At 71.0% G+C, this 18,671-nt stretch carries 20 protein-coding genes; 10 read left to right on the top strand and 10 right to left on the bottom strand.

Features of this window, described 5'->3' with window-relative positions:
* Positions 1-30: 30 nt before the first annotated feature.
* From EI982_RS11755 to EI982_RS11745, 3 genes are all read right to left on the bottom strand, one after another.
* A complete protein-coding gene (locus EI982_RS11755; RefSeq protein ID WP_157689884.1) occupies positions 31-1,395 on the bottom strand; it encodes an ATP-binding protein in 1,365 nt (454 codons plus the stop codon).
* An 84-nt stretch (positions 1,396-1,479) separates the two neighbouring features.
* The gene (locus EI982_RS11750) at positions 1,480-3,345 is read right to left on the bottom strand and encodes a cation:proton antiporter domain-containing protein (protein ID WP_157689883.1); all 1,866 of its coding nucleotides are present in this window, start codon (positions 3,343-3,345) and stop codon (positions 1,480-1,482) included.
* A gap of 117 nt (positions 3,346-3,462) precedes the next feature.
* Positions 3,463-4,362 carry an MBL fold metallo-hydrolase gene (locus EI982_RS11745; protein WP_157689882.1) on the bottom strand — a complete coding sequence of 300 codons (900 nt, stop codon included), beginning with the start codon at positions 4,360-4,362 and terminating at the stop codon, positions 3,463-3,465.
* Positions 4,363-4,451: 89 nt separating this feature from the next.
* Here EI982_RS11745 and serS point away from each other — a divergent pair, with 89 nt between their 5' ends.
* Both serS and EI982_RS11735 read left to right on the top strand, forming a co-directional pair.
* Entirely contained in the window at positions 4,452-5,837 is a 1,386-nt protein-coding gene (gene serS, locus EI982_RS11740) for a serine--tRNA ligase (protein WP_157689881.1), read from the top strand.
* 67 nt (positions 5,838-5,904) lie between these two features.
* Positions 5,905-6,201 carry an amphi-Trp domain-containing protein gene (locus EI982_RS11735; protein WP_157689880.1) on the top strand — a complete coding sequence of 99 codons (297 nt, stop codon included), beginning with the start codon at positions 5,905-5,907 and terminating at the stop codon, positions 6,199-6,201.
* Here EI982_RS11735 and EI982_RS11730 read toward each other — a convergent pair.
* Positions 6,198-6,542: a nuclear transport factor 2 family protein gene (locus EI982_RS11730; protein ID WP_157689879.1), complete on the bottom strand. Its 345-nt coding sequence runs from the start codon at positions 6,540-6,542 to the stop codon at positions 6,198-6,200. The two genes, EI982_RS11735 and EI982_RS11730, sit on opposite strands and share 4 nt — an antisense overlap.
* A gap of 84 nt (positions 6,543-6,626) precedes the next feature.
* Between EI982_RS11730 and EI982_RS11725 the strand changes: the two genes are divergently transcribed.
* From EI982_RS11725 to EI982_RS11715, 3 genes are read left to right on the top strand one after another with little or no spacing between them, the layout of a single operon-like run.
* Complete coding sequence (locus EI982_RS11725; protein ID WP_157689878.1) at positions 6,627-7,121, top strand: DUF367 family protein; 495 nt, start codon at positions 6,627-6,629, stop codon at positions 7,119-7,121.
* Positions 7,122-7,147: 26 nt separating this feature from the next.
* Positions 7,148-7,624: a hypothetical protein gene (locus EI982_RS11720; protein ID WP_157689877.1), complete on the top strand. Its 477-nt coding sequence runs from the start codon at positions 7,148-7,150 to the stop codon at positions 7,622-7,624.
* A 58-nt stretch (positions 7,625-7,682) separates the two neighbouring features.
* Positions 7,683-8,693 carry an NOG1 family protein gene (locus tag EI982_RS11715; protein WP_157689876.1) on the top strand — a complete coding sequence of 337 codons (1,011 nt, stop codon included), beginning with the start codon at positions 7,683-7,685 and terminating at the stop codon, positions 8,691-8,693.
* 83 nt (positions 8,694-8,776) lie between these two features.
* Here EI982_RS11715 and EI982_RS11710 read toward each other — a convergent pair whose 3' ends face one another.
* From EI982_RS11710 to EI982_RS11700, 3 genes are all read right to left on the bottom strand, one after another.
* On the bottom strand, positions 8,777-10,189 hold the full coding sequence (locus tag EI982_RS11710) for a TIGR00341 family protein (RefSeq protein ID WP_199243605.1): 1,413 nt from the start codon (positions 10,187-10,189) through the stop codon (positions 8,777-8,779).
* Positions 10,190-10,237: 48 nt separating this feature from the next.
* The gene (locus tag EI982_RS11705; RefSeq protein WP_199243604.1) at positions 10,238-11,218 is read right to left on the bottom strand and encodes a bile acid:sodium symporter family protein; all 981 of its coding nucleotides are present in this window, start codon (positions 11,216-11,218) and stop codon (positions 10,238-10,240) included.
* A 93-nt stretch (positions 11,219-11,311) separates the two neighbouring features.
* The gene (locus EI982_RS11700; RefSeq protein WP_157689875.1) at positions 11,312-12,013 is read right to left on the bottom strand and encodes a 5-formyltetrahydrofolate cyclo-ligase; all 702 of its coding nucleotides are present in this window, start codon (positions 12,011-12,013) and stop codon (positions 11,312-11,314) included.
* Positions 12,014-12,098: 85 nt separating this feature from the next.
* Here EI982_RS11700 and engB point away from each other — a divergent pair, with 85 nt between their 5' ends.
* A complete protein-coding gene (engB, locus tag EI982_RS11695) occupies positions 12,099-12,713 on the top strand; it encodes a GTP-binding protein EngB (RefSeq protein WP_157689874.1) in 615 nt (204 codons plus the stop codon).
* Positions 12,714-12,716: 3 nt separating this feature from the next.
* On the opposite strand, the gene EI982_RS11690 is transcribed toward engB, so the two are convergent.
* Together EI982_RS11690 and ddh are read right to left on the bottom strand one after the other, a co-directional pair.
* Positions 12,717-13,865, bottom strand: coding sequence for an FAD binding domain-containing protein (locus tag EI982_RS11690; RefSeq protein WP_157689873.1), 1,149 nt, complete (start codon positions 13,863-13,865; stop codon positions 12,717-12,719).
* A gap of 65 nt (positions 13,866-13,930) precedes the next feature.
* Positions 13,931-14,863, bottom strand: coding sequence for a D-2-hydroxyacid dehydrogenase (gene ddh / locus EI982_RS11685; RefSeq protein WP_157689872.1), 933 nt, complete (start codon positions 14,861-14,863; stop codon positions 13,931-13,933).
* A 348-nt stretch (positions 14,864-15,211) separates the two neighbouring features.
* Here ddh and EI982_RS11680 point away from each other — a divergent pair, with 348 nt between their 5' ends.
* The gene (locus EI982_RS11680; RefSeq protein ID WP_157689871.1) at positions 15,212-15,622 is read left to right on the top strand and encodes a hypothetical protein; all 411 of its coding nucleotides are present in this window, start codon (positions 15,212-15,214) and stop codon (positions 15,620-15,622) included.
* A gap of 3 nt (positions 15,623-15,625) precedes the next feature.
* Complete coding sequence (locus tag EI982_RS11675) at positions 15,626-15,991, top strand: hypothetical protein (RefSeq protein WP_157689870.1); 366 nt, start codon at positions 15,626-15,628, stop codon at positions 15,989-15,991.
* A 19-nt stretch (positions 15,992-16,010) separates the two neighbouring features.
* On the opposite strand, the gene EI982_RS11670 is transcribed toward EI982_RS11675, so the two are convergent.
* Complete coding sequence (locus tag EI982_RS11670; RefSeq protein ID WP_157689869.1) at positions 16,011-17,234, bottom strand: eIF2B alpha/beta/delta subunit family protein; 1,224 nt, start codon at positions 17,232-17,234, stop codon at positions 16,011-16,013.
* Between the two features lie 82 nt (positions 17,235-17,316).
* On the opposite strand from EI982_RS11670, the gene EI982_RS11665 reads away from it, so the two are divergent.
* The gene (locus EI982_RS11665; RefSeq protein WP_157689868.1) at positions 17,317-17,811 is read left to right on the top strand and encodes a metallophosphoesterase family protein; all 495 of its coding nucleotides are present in this window, start codon (positions 17,317-17,319) and stop codon (positions 17,809-17,811) included.
* 95 nt (positions 17,812-17,906) lie between these two features.
* Positions 17,907-18,665, top strand: coding sequence for a coenzyme F420-0:L-glutamate ligase (locus EI982_RS11660; protein ID WP_157689867.1), 759 nt, complete (start codon positions 17,907-17,909; stop codon positions 18,663-18,665).
* Positions 18,666-18,671 lie beyond the last annotated feature (6 nt).

The following is an 18,671-nucleotide window of genomic DNA, read 5'->3' as shown; positions in this document are numbered from 1 at the left end:
CGCGGTCGACAAAAGTTCCGGGCCGGGTCGTCAGTGGTCGTGGTCCGCGTGGCCGCCGTCGCCGGCGACGAGCGTGTCGGCGTCCCCGTCGATCATGTCCATGTTCTTGAGGTTGTCCCGCTCCTCGAAGTCCTCGACCGCGTCGAGGATGTCCTCCTGGGTGAGGGTCGTGCGCTCCTCGGTGAGCGCCTCCAGCACCGCCTCCCGGAGGACCATCCGGAGGTCGCTCCCGGTGAGTCCCTCGGTGCGCTCGGCGACCGAGTCCGGGTCGAACTCGGCGATGTCCATCCGTCGTGTGATCACATCGAGGATGTCGGCCCGCATCCCGCGGTCGGGCTTGGGGAAGTTGACGATCTCGTCGAACCGGCGCCAGGCCGCGGCGTCGAGCTGATCCGGGTGGTTGGTCGCGCCGATCAGGAGCACCTCGTCGCGGATGAGGCTGATGTCGTCGATGCTCTTGAGCAGGGTGTTGACGGCTCGCTTGAGCGCGGCGTGTTCGTCCGAGCGTCGGGTCTTGGCGACCGAGTCGAACTCGTCGATGAAGAGGATACACGGCGAGAGCCGCTTGGCGACCTCGAAGGTCTTCTCGACGTTCTTGGCCGTCTCGCCGAGGTACTGGCTGGTGATCATCGACAGCTTCACCTCGACGAAGGGCAGGCCGAGTTCGTGTGCGAGCGCCCGCGAGGCGGTCGTCTTCCCCGTCCCCGGCGGGCCGACGAAGAGGAGCTTGCCGATCTCGCGGAGGCCGATCTCGGCCAGGTACTCCCGGTGTTCGATCGCCTTGACGAGCTTCTGGATCTCGCCTTCCTGATCCTCCGTGAGCACGAGGTCGTCGAGGGTCATCTCGATCTCCTCGGGGGCGCGGACCTGCACGAGATCCAGCATCTCGCCGTCCTCGTCCTCGTCGAAGTAGGCCTCGAGCAGGCTGTCGATCCACACCCGGTCGGCGTGGATCGGCCGGGTCTGCTCGCGCGCCTCGGCGAGTGTCACGTCGACGTCGTCGCGGTCGGCGACCACCGACGCGAGCGTCGGGTTGGTCGCGACGCGCTCGCGGTCGGCGCGTTCGACAAGCCAGTCGATCGCCATGTCCTCCTGGGTGAGCGAGATGCGCCCCGAGAAGTTCTCCTGCTCGGTGAACAGGAGGTCCGAGACGGCGTCCCAGGGGTGTTCGACCCCCGTCGCCTGTCGCGCGGTCGTCTCGGTGACGACCAGCGGCCGCTCGATCCCGCCGTTCGGCGTCGGGTCGTCGTCGTCCGCGTCGTCCTCGGCGTCCTCGTCCGCCCAGAACACGCGTCGGTACCGCGGCGGCAGGTCGTTCTCGTCCAGGCTCCGGTCGTTGGTGTAGACGTGGGCCGTCAGGAGAAACTCTACGACTTCGAGAGCCGGGTCGGTCATCCCTATCCTGTTCTCGTGGGAGCCGTTTAAGGCCGTCGGATCGGGCGACGGCAGTACTACGGCGTGTGAGGCGCTCCCGTGGGCTTACTGCCCGTCGGGGTGGACGACGGAGAGCGCCTCGGAGACGGCGTCGTCGTCGCCGATCAGGGTGATCTGGTCGCCGTGTTCGAGCCGACAGTCGCCGTCGGGGACGATGCTCTTCCCGTCGCGGGTGATCAGCGCGATCAGACACCGGGCGGGGAGCTTCGGTCCGATCTCCGAGATGGTCTTGCCGACGATGTCCTCGGAGGTGACGTCGATCTCCTGGACTTCGCCCTCGTGACCGATCTCGCTCGTCCAGTTGACGAGCGACGGGCGCTCGATGTAGTCGTCGAAGGCCATCGCCGTCGCGTCGACGGAGGAGATGGCCCGCACCCCCAGATCCTCGAACGCGTCGACGTTGTCGGGGTTGTTCACGCGCGCCAGGATGGTGCCGGGCGAGAACTTCGAGTCGGCCAACTGGGCGACCAGCAGGTTCACGTCGTCGTCGCCGGTGGTCGTGGCGACGATCTTGGCGTTCTCGGCGCCGGCCGACCGCAACACCTCGGTGTCGGTGCCGTCGCCGTGGTGAACGGTCAGCCCCTCGTTGCGCGCCCGTTCGACGCTGTTCACGTCCTGGTCGACCAGGACGACGTTCTCTCCGCGGTCTTCGAGGCGCAGGGCGAGGGTTCGACCCACGCTCCCGGCGCCGATGATGATCACACGCATTGGTATCACGTCGAGGAATTCGGCGATCTGTCTGGCGAGTCCGGCCTCCAGTGCGACCGTGAGGAAGATGACGAGAAAGACGGTGCCGACGAGGACGTTCGCTTCGGCCCCCATCCCTTCGGCGCGGAACTCGACGGCAAAGAGCGTCGCGACCGACGCGGGGATGATCCCGCGGGGGCCGACGAAGCTCATGAAGAGGCGCTCCCCGCGGGTGAAGCGGTCGCCGGCGGTGCTGATGAACACCAGCAACGGCCGAACCACGACCGCGACGACAGCGGCGACGAGCAGGCCACCCACCCCCAGCGCGAGCAGATACTCGAACCGGAGCAACGCCGCGAGCGTGATGAAGACGAAAGAGAGCACGATCAGCGTCACGTCGCCTTTGAACGCCGTGATCTCCTTCTCGTAGGGAACGTCCGCGTTCCCGAGAACGATGCCCGCGGTGGCGACGGCGGCGATGCCGGCTTCGGTGGCCACCGCTTCCGCGGCCCCGTACGCGACCAGTGCCCCACCGAGTACCAGGAGCCGGGCGTTCTGTGGCGCGTTCCCGGGCGAGAGGTCGATATATCGGAGCGCGTAGAAGACGACGGCCGCGACGGTGAGGCCGACGACGATACCGCTCCCGAGTCGCTGCGTGAACAGTACGAACAGTTCGCTCGGTGCCCGGACGTCCTGGATGATCGCCTCGAAGATGACGACCGCCAGGATCGCCGCCGTCACGTCGTTCACGATCCCCTCGGTCTCGAGGGCGGTCCCGACTCGGTTCCGCACCGGCACCACCTCCAAGATGGGAGCGATGACGGTCGGCCCGGTGGCGACGAGCAACGCGCCGATCAGCGCGGCGACCATCCAGCTCGTCCCGAGGGCGTAGTGGACGACGACGGTGGTCCCGACGAGTGCGATGGCCGCCCCGAGGGTCACCAGTTTGAACGCCGCGGCCGGGGCCTCGCGCAGGCGGCCGACCCGCAGGTGGAAGGCCCCCTCGAAGACGATGATCGCCACCGAGAGGCCGACGATGGCCGAGAGCGCGTTGCCGAAGGATTCGGGCCCGACGACGCCGAGCACTTCGGGGCCGAGGATGACGCCCGACGCCAGCAGGAAGACGACGCTCGGGATGCGGAAGCGATCCGAGAGGATCTGTGCGACGACCCCGACCCCGATCAGCGCCGCGACCAGCGTGATGAGGTTCCCCCCGCCGGCCATTCAGTACACCTCCATGTGTCCCTCCGGTGGGGGGGCGACACCGATAAAACCCGCCGTTTCCCCCGGACGAACCGGCAAAAACCGGGGCGATCCGGCCCCGCGACGCGCGCCGAACGGTCAGTCCCCGTCGGCGTCGAGGTAGCCGAGGGCACCGCGCGCGTTGAGCCGGTATTCGGCCCGCGTCTTGCGTGCCCCCCACGGCTCCACCGGGGTGGCCGTCTCGGCGAAGTGCTCGATCACGGCCTCGTCCGTATCGAGGTCGGCCCGCACCTCGCGCACCCGATCGATCCACGCCGAGAGGATCTCGGCGTACTCGTCCATCAGGTCCGGGGTGAAGGCGGCGTCGCCGAAGTGGCCGAAACAGATCCGCTCGGGGTTCCGTTCGGCGATGGTCGCCGCGTCGTCGAGGCAGGTCTCCAGGTCGAAGTTGACGGGTGGCGAGGTGGGGAAGAGTTCGTCGGCGCCGGGCGGGCGGATCCCGCCCGCGTCGCCGGAGAAGAGGACGTCGTCGCCCCGGTCGTGGAAGACGACCTGGTGGGGGGCGTGGCCGGGGGCGTGGACCACGTCGAGGACCCGGTCGCCCAGGTCGACCGTGTCGCCGTCGGCGAGCGACTCGATGCGGTCCTCGGGCACCGGTTTCGGGTCGACGTAATACTGCCACTGGTCGCCCACGGCGGCTTTCGTCCCCGCGACCAGCCGCGAGGGGTCCATCAGGTGTGGCACGCCGATCTCGTGGGTCAACACGGTCGCTTCGGGGTGGGCGTCGAGCAGGTGCCCGGCCCCGCCCGCGTGATCCAGGTGGACGTGTGTCGTCAGCACGTATTCGAGGTCGTCGATCCCGCGGTCGTCGAGGGCGTCGATCACCAGGTCGACGTTCGTCCCGAGTCCGGGGTCGACGACCGCCGGGTGCTCGGCGTCGACGAGGTAGACGGAGCCGTAGCCGGGGACGTCGAAGGCGCCGACGTCGACGTAGTGGATGTCGGTACCGGGAACGGACGCGAGATCGCCGATGGCCATGGACGAACCCCGGCGGCGGCGGTGAAAAGCGTTCTGTCGCCCGTCACGTCCCGACACGGTTTTGTCTCGGCCCCGAGAAGTGCGCCCAAATGCTCAGCAGGCAGTATCTCCGGGAGAACCCGGACGTGGTGCGTCGAACCCTCGAGGACCGGGGGATGGCCGACGACGTGGACCTCGATCGGCTCCTGGAGATCGACGAGGAGTGGCGGTCGCTCAAAAGCGAGGGCGACGACCTGCGACACGAGCGCAACGAGGTCAGCGACCGGATCGGTCGGCTGAAAGCCGAGGGGAAAGAGGAGGAAGCCCAGGCGGCCATCGAGCGCTCCCAGGAACTCAAGGATCGGCTGGAGGAGGTCGAGTCCCGCGCCGACGAGCTCGAAGCCGACCTGGAGGCGGGACTGATGGAGCTCCCGAACGTCCCCCACGAGGACGTGCCCGTCGGCGAGGACGAGAGCGACAACGTCGAGGAGCGTCGCCACGGCTTCGACGACCTGCGGGACCTGCCCGAGACGGTCACCCCCCACTACGACCTGGGTGAGGACCTCGACGTCATCGACGAGGCCCGCGGGGCCAAGACCACCGGCGCCGGCTTCTACTTCCTGAAGGGCGACGGCGCCCGCCTCGAACACGCCCTGATCCAGTTCATGCTCGACGTCCACCGCGAGCAGGGGTACGTCGACCTGTTCCCGCCCGTCCCCGTCAAATCGACGTCGATGGAGGGGACCGGCCAGCTGCCGAAGTTCGCGGAGGACGCCTACCGCGTCGGCGGTGCCGAGACCGACGACTACGACGACGACGACCTCTGGCTCTGCCCCACCGCGGAGGTTCCCGTCACCAACATGTACGCCGACGACATCCTCCTCAGCGACGACCTCCCGCTGAAACACCAGGCGTACACGCCAAACTTCCGGCGCGAGGCGGGCGAACACGGCACCGAGACCCGTGGCATCGTCCGCGTCCACCAGTTCAACAAGGTGGAACTGGTCAACTTCGTCGACCCCGCCGAGAGCTACGACCGGCTGGAGGGACTCGTCGACGAGGCCGAGGAAGTCCTCCGGCGCCTCGGCCTCCCCTACCGGATCCTCACGCTCTGTACCGGCGACCTGACCTTCGCCTCGGCGAAGACCTACGACATCGAGGTGTGGGCGCCCGGCACCGACGCCGACGACGGCCCGGACCGCGGCGGCCGCTGGCTCGAAGTCTCCAGCGCCTCGAATTTCGAGGACTTCCAGGCCCGCCGGGCCGGTCTGCGCTACCGGCCGGAGCGCCACGAGTCGGCGGAGTACCTCCACACGCTCAACGCCTCGGGAACGGCCGTGGGCCGCGTGATGGTCGCCATCCTCGAGTACTACCAGAACGACGACGGCACGGTCACCGTCCCCGAGGCGCTCCGCCCCTACATGGGCGGCCAGGAGATCGTCGAGGGGCACGAGAAGGTCGGCGAGAGCGCCGTCGGCGCGGGCGAGCGGGAGTGAGGCGCGGGCGAGCGGGAGTGAAGCGCGCCGGGCGCGAATTTAAATCCTCTCCCGACGTATGTCAACCATGGCGAACGTTCCCGACGACGACGCGACCGGCAGCACCGAACTCGGCGACTACTTCGAGGAGGAGTACGACGTGACCGCGGCCGTGGCCGGCGAGTTCCTCGTCGACCTGGGCGAACAGCTTCAGTCGGGCGAGGGTGGCGTGACACTCTCCGGTGGCGATTGGGAACTCGACTTCGCGTACAGCGACGCCGTCGAACTCGAAGTCGAGTACGTCGACGGTCCCGACGGCGAACTGGAGATCGAGGTCGAGCTGTCGCCCGCGGGCGACGACGAGTCGCCCCCATCGCTCGGCTAGTCGGTGTACGTCGACAGCGACGCGATCCGGTCGCCGTCGATCCGGTGGACGTCGACGAACCCGAACAGGTCGCCGTCGCCCTCGGCCCGCAGGCGGCCACGGGCGAACGTCTCCCCGTGCCCGACACACATCGAGTCGAGGACGTGTTCGGTGTCGGTTCGTGGCCGTTCCTCCCGCATGAACCGGACGAACCGCTCCCGTCCGTCGAGGGTCCGGTCCGGGCGGTGGTGGACGAACTCGGGGGCGAGCAACCCCCGGAGGCGGTCGTACTCGCCGGCGTCGATGGCGGCGTAGAACGCCCGAACCGTCGCCTCGGCTCCACCGCCGTCGCTCCCGTCCATACCGTCCGGTGCACCGCGACGGGCAAAACCGTTGTCGTCGCCCCCGCCCGAGCCGTTTTTGTCCGTCGGCCGTCTGCGTCCGCCGTGGACCTGCACGTCCGCTACGAGGGCGACGACGACCCCGAGAAGTGTACGGCCCGGAAACTCGCGCGGTTCGACCTGGTCGACCTGCACCGCTCGGACCGGGCGACGCCGTACGGCGTGGTGCTCAACCCCCACGCCGAGCGGGCGCTCTCGCCCGCCGACGCGACGGGGACGCTGGTCGCCCTCGACTGTTCGTGGGAGTCGGCCGGGCAGGCGCGCTTCTCGATTCCGGGCGAGCACCGCGCGCTCCCCTACCTCGTCGCCGCCAACCCCGTCAACTTCGGCAAGCCGTTCCGGCTGACCACGGTCGAGGCCCTCGCCGCGGGGCTGGTCATCCTCGGCGACCGACCCCACGCCGAGCGACTCCTGGCGAAGTTCACGTGGGGCGAGACGTTCCTCGAACTCAACGACGAACCCCTGCGGCGGTACGCCGACTGCGCGGACTCGGCCGAGGTGGTGGCCGTCCAGGGGGAGTATCTGGACCGACAAGCTTGATGTCCGTTCGCCCCCGAGTCGACGGTATGCGGTCACGACGACTGGTCCCCGTCGCCGTCGCGGCCGCCGGCTTCGCGGCGGTCGTGATCGGCATCCACCAGGGGCTCGTTCACGTCGCACCGGGCTACGAAGGCACAGTCACGACCGGCTGGGACGGCGGCCTCAACCACGAGGAGCGGCTGCTCGCTCGGCTCGCCCTCATCGGTGTCGTCGGGGCGGCCGCCGCCCACCGGTGGCGACGCCTCGCCGTCGTCCCCGTCGCGGCGGGCGGCGTCGTCCTGTTCTACGCCGCCCGGGCCGTCCTGCACTACGCCCTCGATCCCGGTCTCTACGTGACGGTGTCGACGTACGGCGGGGGGTCGACCCGGTTCGTCCTCGGCGCCGAGCCGTTCCTGCTCGCGGCGGGCGGACTGCTCCTCGTCGCCGCCGGCGTCGAGGGCTGGCGCGCACGTCCCCGCCGACCGGACGACGACCAGTCCGCCGTCGCGCCGTCGGCCCGGTGAGACGGCGAGGCGGCCCCGAACGGACGACCTTTTATCCGCCCGTGTCGAAACGTCGACAATGATTTTCGAAGGCCTGCCGACCACGCCCCGGTCGGAGGAGCTCATCGACAAGGCGTTCTCGCGGGCGGCCCGCTCCGGGCGTGCGAAGTCGGGCCTGGAGGCCCAGCAGTCGATGCTGCAGACGGCGGGAAACATCCTCTCGGACAACTTGGAGAACGTGGTGACCGAGTGGCCCGACTTCGGCGTCGTCGATCCGTTCTACCGGGAGCTCGCGGACGCGGTGTTGCGACGGGAGTTGGACGCCAGAACCGGCGAGGACGGCGCCGAACAGGTCGGGCTGGACGCCCTCCGGGCCAGCCTCTCGGAGGTGACGTGGGCGAGCCGTCAGGTCGAGACGATCCAGCGGGAGTACAACACGAAGCTCCGGAAGACCGACCCCGAGACGGCACGCAAACACCGCAAACAGGCGTTCGCGCGGATGGCCGACGTGGTCGAGGAGGTCGAGGCGGACCTCCTGCGGGTCGGCGAGGCGCGCAACGCGCTCCGTGACCTGCCCGACATCCGCCCCGACGAGCCGACCATCGTCGTCGCCGGCTACCCCAACGTCGGCAAGTCGTCGTTCGTGAACGGCGTCACGCGCGCCGACAACGAGATCGCGAGCTACCCCTTCACCACCCGGGGGATCCAGATCGGTCACTTCGAGCGGAACCACATCCGCTATCAGATCATCGACACCCCGGGGTTGCTCGACCGTCCCGCCGACGAGCGCAACGACATCGAGAACCAGGCCGTGAGCGCGCTGACCCACCTCGCCGACGCCGTCGTGTTCGTCGTCGACGCCAGCGGATCGTGTGGCTACCCCCTCGACGCCCAGCTCGCCCTCCGGGACGCCGCTGTCGACCGCTTCGACGCGCCCGTCCTCACCGTCTGTAACAAGAGCGACCGCTCGCGCGACGTCGAGGCCGACGCCTACATGAGCGTCACCGAGGACGAGAACGTCGACGCCGTCCTCGATCTGGCCGTCGAGACGGTCGACTGGGAGCCCGACCTGCCCTCCCGCTCGGGGTAGTACGCGTCCGCCCGCGGCGGCTCTTCGTCCGTCGCGACGAGTCGCGCCCTACGCGGCCCCGTACGTCACGTCGACGCTCGCGGTCACCGCCACGCGGTCGCTCGGTTCGCGCCGGGCGACGCGCGCTCGGCAGCGGCGCGGGGCGGGTCGTCGGAGAGGCGCGCCGTCGCGTCGGTCCCCTCTGCCGCGGTCGACCGTTCGACGACGACGTATCGCACCTCGACGGCGACGGGTCGGTCGGTCCGGAAGGGCGTGTCGGTGACCGCGTCGATCCGTCCGGCGAAGCGGCCCGCCAGCGTCGGCGGGTCGACCCCGGGTGGGTGGCCGACGACGACGGTCACCTGCTCGGGTCGGGTGAACGGAAACGTCTCCTCGTAGGTGACGCTGAGCGAGACGCGTTCGAGGGACGCGTGGTCGCCGAGGACGTCGTCGACGACGACACGAGTCTCCTCCTCGAAGGTGGCGGTGCGGTAGGTGCTGTACGTGATGCCCGCGAGCAGCGTCGAGAGGACGAGTAGCACGGCGCCGAGCGCGGCGATGCGTTTCAGCGTCGCGACCCGCGCCTCCTCGTGGCGGAGCCACCCCTTCGGGCGGTAGCCCGTCGCCCACAGCACCGCGAGCGCCGCGAAGTTGATCGACAGGAAGTTGACGAGCACGAGGACGAGCGCCCCGGTGACGGTGCGGGGCGACCCCCACGCGAGGCCGATGCCGACGACGGCGGTTGGCGGGACGAGCGCCGCGGCGATCATGACGCCGACGAGGGCTGTCGAGACGCCGGTCGAGAGGCTCAGCGCGCCCGCCACGCCGGCCCCCAGCGCGATGACCAGCGAGAGGACGTCCGGGACGAGCCGTTCCCGCACCTCGTTGATGGCGAACACGTCCGCCGCCTCCAGCGGGACGACGTGGGTTGCTCGCAACACGACCGCGAACGCCGCGGCCGCGAGGACGGCCAGGACGCCGCCGGCGACCTGCTGTTTCACGCCTCGGAGGAGGAGTTCGCGGTCGTCGACGACCGAGCCCGTACTCGTCGCCATCGCCGGGCCGATCAGCGGCGCGATGACCATCGACCCGACGACGACCGCCGCGGAGTCGAGCAACAGGCCGGCGGTGGCGACCACCGAACTCACGACGGTCATGACGACGAACGTGCGCCAGTTGGGCGCCAGCGACCGCGCCCGTGCCGCGAGCTCCTCGCGGGCGATCCGGTCGCCGTTCTCGTCGCCCTCCTCGTAGCGATCGACGAGGTCGTCGAACCGCCGAGAGATGACCGTCTCGGCGTTCAAAACGACGGTGTAGGCCTCGCGATCAAGCCCCGCCTCGTGGAGGCGTTCGAGGACGGGCTCGACCGCCGCCTGCGGGAGCGGGAACGTGACGGACGCGGTGTACTCCCGGTGGCTGGTCTCGTCGGCGACGACGTAGTCGATACCCTCGTCGTCGAGGGTTCGCAGGACCGCGTCGCGTTTCCCCGGCGGAACCATGACCTGGACGAGTCGCACGGACCCACGTCCGTCCGCCGCCGGCATATAGCCTGTCGTCGCCCCGGTTCAGTCGGCCGTCGCGGCGTCGACGTTCGCCGCCGCGTCCTCGCGCCAGGTGAAGTAACTCGCCAGCGCCGGGCCGGTGACGTTGTGCCAGACGCTGAACAGGGCGGGGATCAGGGCCGCCGCCGGCGAGAACAGCGACGTGGCGAGCGCCACCGCCAGTCCGCTGTTCTGGAGGCCCACCTCGAACGTGCAGGTGCGCACGCGGTCCTCGGACATACCCGCGGCGCGGCCGACACCGAAGCCGGCACCGAGGCCGATCCCGTTGTGTGCGACCACGGCGAGGACGACCAACGCCCCGGCCGTGCGGATGTTCTCGACGTTGGCCCCGACGACGCCCGCGACGATGGCGACGATGGCGGCCACGCTGATCACCGGGAACACGTCGACGCCAACCTCGGCGGCCCGGGGCGCCTTCCGGTCGAGGACGTAGCGGATCGCGAACCCGAGGACGACCGGGATGATGACGATCTGGACGATGCTCGTGAACATCTCCATGAAGGTCACGTCGACGCTCTCGCCGAGGATGAACAGCGTCCACGCGGGCATGACGACCGGCGCGGCGAGCGTCGTCAGCGTCGTGATCGCGACCGACAGGGCCACGTCGCCGCGGCCGAGGTAGGTCATCACGTTCGAGGCGGTGCCGCCCGGCGCCGCGCCGACGAGGACGAGGCCGAGCCCGACGGCGTCGGGCAGATCGAGGACGAGATACAGCGCGTAGGCCGCGAGCGGCATCACCAGCCACTGTGTCACGGCACCCACGCCCACGTCCACCGGACGGGCGATCAACCGCTCGAAGTCCGCCGGTTGGAGAGTCAGCCCCATCCCCAGCATGATCAGGCCGAGCAGCGGGGTGACGTAGTCCAGCACGGGGACGAACGGCGCCGGGTTCGCGAGCGCCGCGCCCGAGGCCAGCACGACCCAGACGACGAAGTACTTGCTTGCCAGTCGGCTGATACGAGAGAGTCGGTCGGTGAAGTTCACGTCGGAAGTGTCGGTGTAGTGGCCCGGATAGCTCTGACTATTTCCGCCTCCGACGGCCACACACTCCCGACATACAGCTGTCAGGTCCCCGCCTCACTCCGGCCGCAGTCGCTCCAGCAGCGGCATCTCCGCGACCCGTTCGGACGGGAGCGCGTCCCAGTCGACCCCGGTCGGCTTCGCACCAGTGTCCGTTCGGACCGTCCGCGACGGCGTGACCACGAGGTCCATCGGTACGTCGTGGGCCGCGGTCGGGAGGTCGCCCTCGATCACCTGGCGGTCGTGGACCGTCGTGACCGTCGTCGTCCCGTCGTCGACCAGGTCGAACGCCCGGAGGACGGCGAACTCCAGGTCGCTGTACCCCTCGCCCTTGCCGATCCGTACACCGGCCCCGTTCACGGCGACGCTCCCGCTGACGATCAGGTCGACCGACGACATCCCCGCGGGCCCGACCGGCGTTCCGTACTCCTCGATGCCGCCGACGGTGGTCGCGTCGTCGTAGTCGTCGATAGCGGGGTCCAGCCGGCGGAACGCCCGCTCGTCGCGCAGCCGGGGCACGGCCACGTAGCAGGTCTTCCCGTCACGGAGCGCCGCCCGCCGCACCGGCAACTGGGGCGCGTCGGGGTTCGCCTTGACGACGTCCGCCGCCGCCCACTCGTCGGTCGCCCGCAGTCGCGCCGCCGCGTCGTCGGCGCCCGCGAAGTTGGGGATGCGGCCGTGGGGCGGGAACGGGAACCGTGCCTCGCCGCTCTCCTCCAGGTCGTCCCAGACGCGCTCCCTGATCCGGTCCTTGTCCATGGTCGGTCACGGCGGCGAGCGCCCATACGTCTACCCGTGCGCCCCGACACGCCGACTTTAACCGCGCGACCCACCAATCAGGGGTATGTTCGAGGACCGCCCGGACCGCGACGAGGTCGTCCTCGTCGGCCGGTCGAACGTCGGCAAGTCGACGCTGATGCGCGAGTTGACCGGGCACGACGTCCCCACGGGGCGCAAGCCGGGGGTGACACGCCAGCCCAACCACTTCGACTGGGCGTCCGAGGGGTTCATGTTCACCGACCTCCCGGGCTTCGGCTTCATGTCCGGCGTCCCGGAGGAGCAACGCGAGCAGATCAAGACCGACGTCGTGCGGTACGTCGAGGACAACGCCGACGACATCCTGGCCGGCGTCCTCGTCGTCGACGGCAAGAGCGTCGTCGACATCATCGACCGCCACAGCGGCGAGGGCGAGGTGCCCCACGACGTGGAACTGTTCCACTTCCTCCGGGACGTGGAGGTGCCGACCGTCGTCGCCGTCAACAAGATGGACAAGGTCGACGACCGGGACGAGCGACTCGACGACCTCTGTGACCGCCTCGGCATCCTCCCGCCGTGGCAACAGTGGCGCGACACGGTCGCCCCCATCTGTGCGAAACGCGGCGACATCGACGCCCTGACCGACGCCCTCGAAACCCACTTCCACGAGGCGAAACGCGACGACCTGCTGAAGTTCCTGTAGCCCTCACCCGCCGAGGCCGAGACGGTCGTCGCCCATCCGCTTGCCGCGTTCGACGAGGCGGCTCCCCGCGTCGGTCCGCTCCCGGTCCCACGCCGCGAGCGCGGCGTCGAGCGCGTCGTGGTCGTCGAGCGCCGCCGCCAGTTCGACCGCGTCGTCGGCCGCCTTCGCGGTGCCGGCGGCGGTGTGCGGGCGGGCGACGAACGCCGCGTCCCCGAGCAGACACGCCCGGTCGACGACCATCGAGGGGACCGCCAGATCGTAGATGGCCTGCACGAACGGCTCGTCGGTCGCCGCCACCGTCGCCGCGAACGTCGGCGGGAGGGTCGTCGACGCCCGGTCGCGCCGCCGGCGCTCGACCGGGTCGCGCAGTCCGCCCGGTGGGACGCCGAACCGTCGTTCGGCCCCGCTCGCGTCCGTGAAGATCCGCCCGCGGTCCCGCTCTCCGAGCGTGTCGTACCAGACCCAGTTGAGGCGGCGGTCGCCGGGCTCGACCCCGCCGTCGGCGCCGGGGATGAAATACGACAGGAAGAGCAGTCCGTCACCCTGATAGAAGGTGAACCGGTCGGCGGCGGTGTCGACGACGGCCGCGGGGAGGTCGCTCTCGGGGACGACGCCCCGCCAGGCGACGTAGTCGGCGAACGCGGGGGAGACGTCGGGATACAACCCCGCACGGGTCGACGACCGGCCGCCCTCGGCGGCGACGACCAGGTCGGCCGCTCGCTCGATTCCGTCGGCGAAGGTCACGGTTCCCGTCGCCGGCGCCACGTCGTCGACACGCCTCCCGGTGTGGTAACGGCCGTCGGGGAAGGCGTCGCGCAGTCGGCGGTAGACGGCGTCCCACGAGGTGAACGCCATCGAATCGGGCGTCGCCGTCCGCACGTCGCCGTCGGCGGTCAGAAAGCGACGCTCGCTCGTCGTCGTCGTCAGCCCGGACGGGTCGGCGACGTCGTGGTCGGCGAGAAAGCGGCGGACGGATCGCTGGGCGACGATGCCGCCGCCGCGGCTCCGGAGTTCGCCGGTCGACTGCTCGAAGACGACCACGTCGTGGCCCGCCCGGTCGAGCGCGATACCGGTGAACAGCCCGCCCATCGACCCGCCCGACACCGTGACCGTGAGGTCGTCCGTCGACCGAGTCGTATCGTCGGGGGACACGCCTTTGACTCGGTGCCCGCGGACCGAAAGGGCGTCGCCTCCGGAACCCCGGCCGCGCCGCGGGGCTACACGACCCGGTTGGTGAGCGACTCGCCCGCCGAGAGCCGGCGTAGGTTCTCGCGGACGATGGTCGCCACCCGCTCGTAGTACTCGTCGTTGATCCCCGCGGCGTGGGGCGTGACGATCACCTCCTCGCGGTCCCAGAGCGGCGAGTCCGCCGGGAGGGGTTCGGCCTCGAAGACGTCGAGGCCGGCGCCGGCGATGGCTCCCGATTCGAGGGCGTCGACGAGGGCGGCCTGGTCGACGACCGGGCCGCGGGCGACGTTGATCAGGTACGCGTCCTCGCGCATGGCCGCCAGCTCCGCCGCCGAGATCATGCCCTCGGTGTCGTCGTTCAGGGGGACCGCGAGTGCGACGAACCCGGCGTCGGCGACGGCCTCGTGCAGGTCGGCAGGCGGGTGGACCCGGTCGACGCCGTCGACGGGCGTCGGCGTCCGCTTGACGCCGGTCACGTCCATGCCGAGCGCCGACGCGCGGGTGGCGATCCCCCGGCCGAGCGTGCCGAGGCCGACCACGCAGGCGGACTCCCGGCGCAGGGGGAAGGCGTCGTCCCACGCGGGCTTGCGCCACTCGCCGCGCTCCTGGTTCGACCGGTGGACGTGCAGGCGGCGGGCGAACGCGAGCATCATCCCCACCGCCGTCTCGCCGACCACGTCGCCGTGGATGCCGGTACTGTTGGTAAGCGCGATTTCCCGATCGGACAGTTCGTCGAACGGGAAGCGGTCCACGCCCGCCTGAATCGAGTGGATCCAGTCGAGACCGGCATCGAGGAACCGCTCCTCGTAGGCGAAGGTCACGAGGGCGTCACACGGGGTCAGGTCGTCCCCGTCGCTCACGACCCGGACCGACGGACCGGCGTCAGCGAGGGCGTCGCGGAACACCGCCGTGGGAAACACTTCGCCGACCGACCCGTGTACGCCGAGCGTCGAGACGGACATGCGGGCCGCTACCGAGGCCGGGAGCAAAAGCCTGACTGCGAACCGACGGTGGCTCAGGGGATGGGTATCATCACACGGGGCTGAGTGGGGGTAACCGTCATCATCGCCACCGGCCGACCGTTGGGTCGGCGGCGTAAAGAACCCACGGCCTCGGGCCGATGGCCGGTGTGGACCGTGCCGCGCGTGCGCCGACCGACACCCCCGGCCTCCGGCTACCGCCCACGCGACCCGCGTTCACTACACTTTATCGGGATTAAATCCGGCTTAATGTGGGTTCAAAACGCCGAAAATCCGGGTTCAGTGCGTCGGGGGTTCAATACCCCCTGGACACAGTGTCCGAGCGCAACGATGACCCGAACGAAACTCGTCGCCGTCGCGTTCGCGGCGCTCGTGGTGACCGTCGGTACGGTCGCCGCGGCGCCCGGGAACGCGCCCGTCGACGTCGGCGCGGACGACCAGCACGGTGACCAGGCTGCGGCCGGCGAGGACGCCGATGCGGACAACGAATCCGCGGACGGCGGCCCGCCCGCCGACGTGCCGCCGAGCGACGCCGAGGACACCGAGTCGGCCGACCGCGGCCCGCCCGCGGACCTGCCCGCACAGGTGCCCGATCACGTCTCGGAGATCCACGACCTGATCGGGTCGTTCCTGGGCGGTGACTTCGACGGGTCGCTCGGCGACGCCGTGAGCGACGCGACGCCCGACGACTCGACTTCCGACGACTCGGCGAACGACTCGGCCGCCGACGACTCGGCCTGACGGATGCCCCCGCTCACCGCCCCCGTGATCGAGGATCGCCTGCTCACGTTCCTCGTGAGCGCGCTGATCGGCGGCGTGGCCATCCACGCCGGCGCCCGGATCGTCTCCGAGGGCCGGGGGTACGCCCACGCCGTCCTGACGGCGCTGCTCGGGGCGGTCGTCTGGGCGCTGCTCGAACCGGTGCCGGTGCTCGGCGGCCTGCTGGCTCTGCTCGCGTGGGTCGGCGTCGTCCGGTGGCGGTATCCGGGCGGCTGGCTCCGCGCGGCCGGCATCGGCGTCGCCGCGTGGGCGGCCGCCGTCGTCGTCCTCGCGGCCCTCGACCTGCTCGGCGTCGGTGCCGTGTCGGCGCTCGGCGTCCCCGGCGCCTGACCGCTCCTCGCTTCGGCCCTCACCCTTCGTCCCACGCGGCGTTCGCCCGGTGTTCGGCCGCGACCGCCCGGACGTCGTCGCCGTCGAGGACGCCCCGCTCCGTGACCACGCCGGTCACCAGGTCCGCGGGCGTCCGATCGAAGACGGGGTTCGCGACCGACACCGGCGCCGGCCCGTCGTAGAGGTCGACGGCCTCGCCCGCCTCGGCGTGGACGCGTTCGTCCGGGCGCACCTTGGCCGCGGCGGCGACGACGTACACCGGCACGTTCTCGCGGGCCGCCGCGAGCGCCAGTCCCCGGGTGCCGACCTTGTTGACGACGCTTCCGTCCGCCAGCACCGCGTCCGCGCCGACGAGGACGGCGTCGGGGTCCCGGGCCCCGAGTTCGGCCGGGAGCGCGGCGTCGGTCGTGAGCGTCACGTCCAGTCCGGCGTCGGCCAGCGCCGCAGCCACGTCGGCCCCCTCCCGGGCGGGTCGTGACTCGCCGATCAGGACCGCGGGCCGCGCCCGTTCCAGCGCCGCCCGGACCGTCCCGGACCGCGAGAGGGTTGCCACCGACGCGCCACACCGCTCGGCGGCGCGCGTGGCGGCCTCGCGGCCGGCGTCGAGCGCCGCGTCGGCGACCCGTTCGGCCCGTGTCCGGACCGCCGCCGGCGTCCGGTCGGCCGCGCTCATCGCCCGGTTCACGCGGTTCGCGACGGCGGCCATGCTCGGCCTGGCGTCCCGGAGGTCGCGGGCCACGCTCGCGACGGCGGCGTGGTCATCGGCGACGGCCGCCCGGTCCCGGAGGACCTCGAGTGCGCGGAGCGAGAGCCACGCGGACCCGTGGACGGTGTCGGTGGCCACCGTCGTCACCGTCGGCGCCACGGCCTCGTAGGCCGCCCACAGTCCCGGCACCGTCTCGCGCTCGCGGATCGCCGGCGGCGACACCCACTCGTAGGTCGCTATCTCCTCGTTGGGCGTCACCGTCCGCGAGTCCACTTCGAACAGGAAGGGGTGGACGGTCCAGGTCCGATCCCCGTCCTCGACGTCGACGGGGTCGCCGGCGCGGACGAGCGTCGCGTCCCCCCATCCCGTCTCCTCGCGGACCTCGCGTCGGGCGTCGCGTTCGGCGTCGCCGGGATCGCCCTCGACGTAGCCCGAGACGCCGGCCCACCGGCCGATGTAGGTGCCGACGGCGTCGCTGCGACGGCCGAGCAGGACGTCGGTCCCGTGGCGCAGGAAGCAGGTGACGACGTGGGTCATGGACGGCCTTGGGCCGCCCGCGATACGGATCTTGCGGCGTCGGTGGGACAACGATTTGACGTTCCGCCGTCAACCCGTACCCATGCGACTCGCGATCATCGGCGACACGCACATCCCCGACCGCGCGACGGGGATCCCCGACTGGGTCCGCGAACGCGTCGAGGCCGCGGATCACGTCGTCCACGTCGGCGACTTCGAGGGTCCGGCGGTCGTCGAGGGAGTCCGCTCGCTCGCCGACGGGAACCTCACCGCGGTCCGGGGGAACGTCGACCCGCCGAGCGTCGAACTCCCTTCGGTGGCGACCGTCGAACTCGGCGGCGTCGCGTTCGTCGTCACCCACGGGACGGGTAACCGGATCGGCTACGAGGACCGCGTCGCCGCGGCGGTCCGGGACCACGGGGGCGACGTGGGCGTCGCCGGTCACACTCACCAGCACCTCGACACCGAACACGACGGCGTCCGCCTCCTGAACCCCGGGTCGGCGACCGGGGCCGATCCGGCCACCGAGACGACGATGCTCTCGGCGACCGTCGCCGGCGGCGACCTGGACGTGACCCTGCACCGCGGCGGCGAGTGAGGCGGGCGCGCGGGGACCGCGGGAACACCCCCGCCGGTACCGGCCGCCCTCGCCACTGGCGCGGCGCTTTTTACGGCGCCCGGCCCAGACCCCCCATGGACGTCTTTCCCGTCCCCGACCTCCCGGAGATCCGTCCGGGCGACTCGCTCGCGGCGCTGATCGACGAGCGGGTCGACCTCCGCCCCGACGACGTGGTCTGTGTCGCCAGCACCGTCGTCTCGAAGGCCGAGGACCGGATCGCCGACCTCGATGCCTTCCCCGCCGGTCCGCGGGCGCACGACCTCGCCGCGGGCCTCGAACGCGCCACCGGCGAGGAGAAGGACCCCCGGTTCGCGCAGGCGGTGTTGGCGGAGAGCGCCGACCTCCTGATGGAGGCACCCTTCCTCCTGACCGAGACGAACTTCGGCCACGTGACCGTCAACGCGGGCATCGACCGCTCGAACGTGCGCGGCGGGGATCTCCTGCTCCTGCCCGAGGCGCCGACGGAGAGCGCCGCCCGGATCGAAACGGGGCTCGATGCCGATCGGGTGGTCGTCACCGACACCTGCGGTCGCCCCTTCCGGCACGGCCAGCGGGGCGTCGCCATCGGCTGGGCGGGGATCCCGGCCGCCCGCGACTGGCGCGGCGAGCGCGACCGGGAGGGACGCGAACTCGGCGTGACCGTCCAGGCGGTCGTCGACGAACTCGCCGCCGCCGCCAACCTCGTCGCCGGCGAGGGCGCGGGCGGAACGCCGGCCGTCGTCGTCCGAGGGTTCGAGTTCGGCGACCACGCCGGCAGCGACGCGCTCTTTCGCGACGTCGAGGGCGACTTCGTCCGCCAGGCGCTCCACGAGTGGTCCTTCGAGGCCGAGTAGCGCGTC

Source organism: Haloplanus salinarum, assembly GCF_009762275.1.
GTDB classification, from domain to species: domain Archaea; phylum Halobacteriota; class Halobacteria; order Halobacteriales; family Haloferacaceae; genus Haloplanus; species Haloplanus salinarum.
Note: the sequence above shows the minus strand (reverse complement) of the source record. Positions and strands in the feature narration are given on the sequence as shown.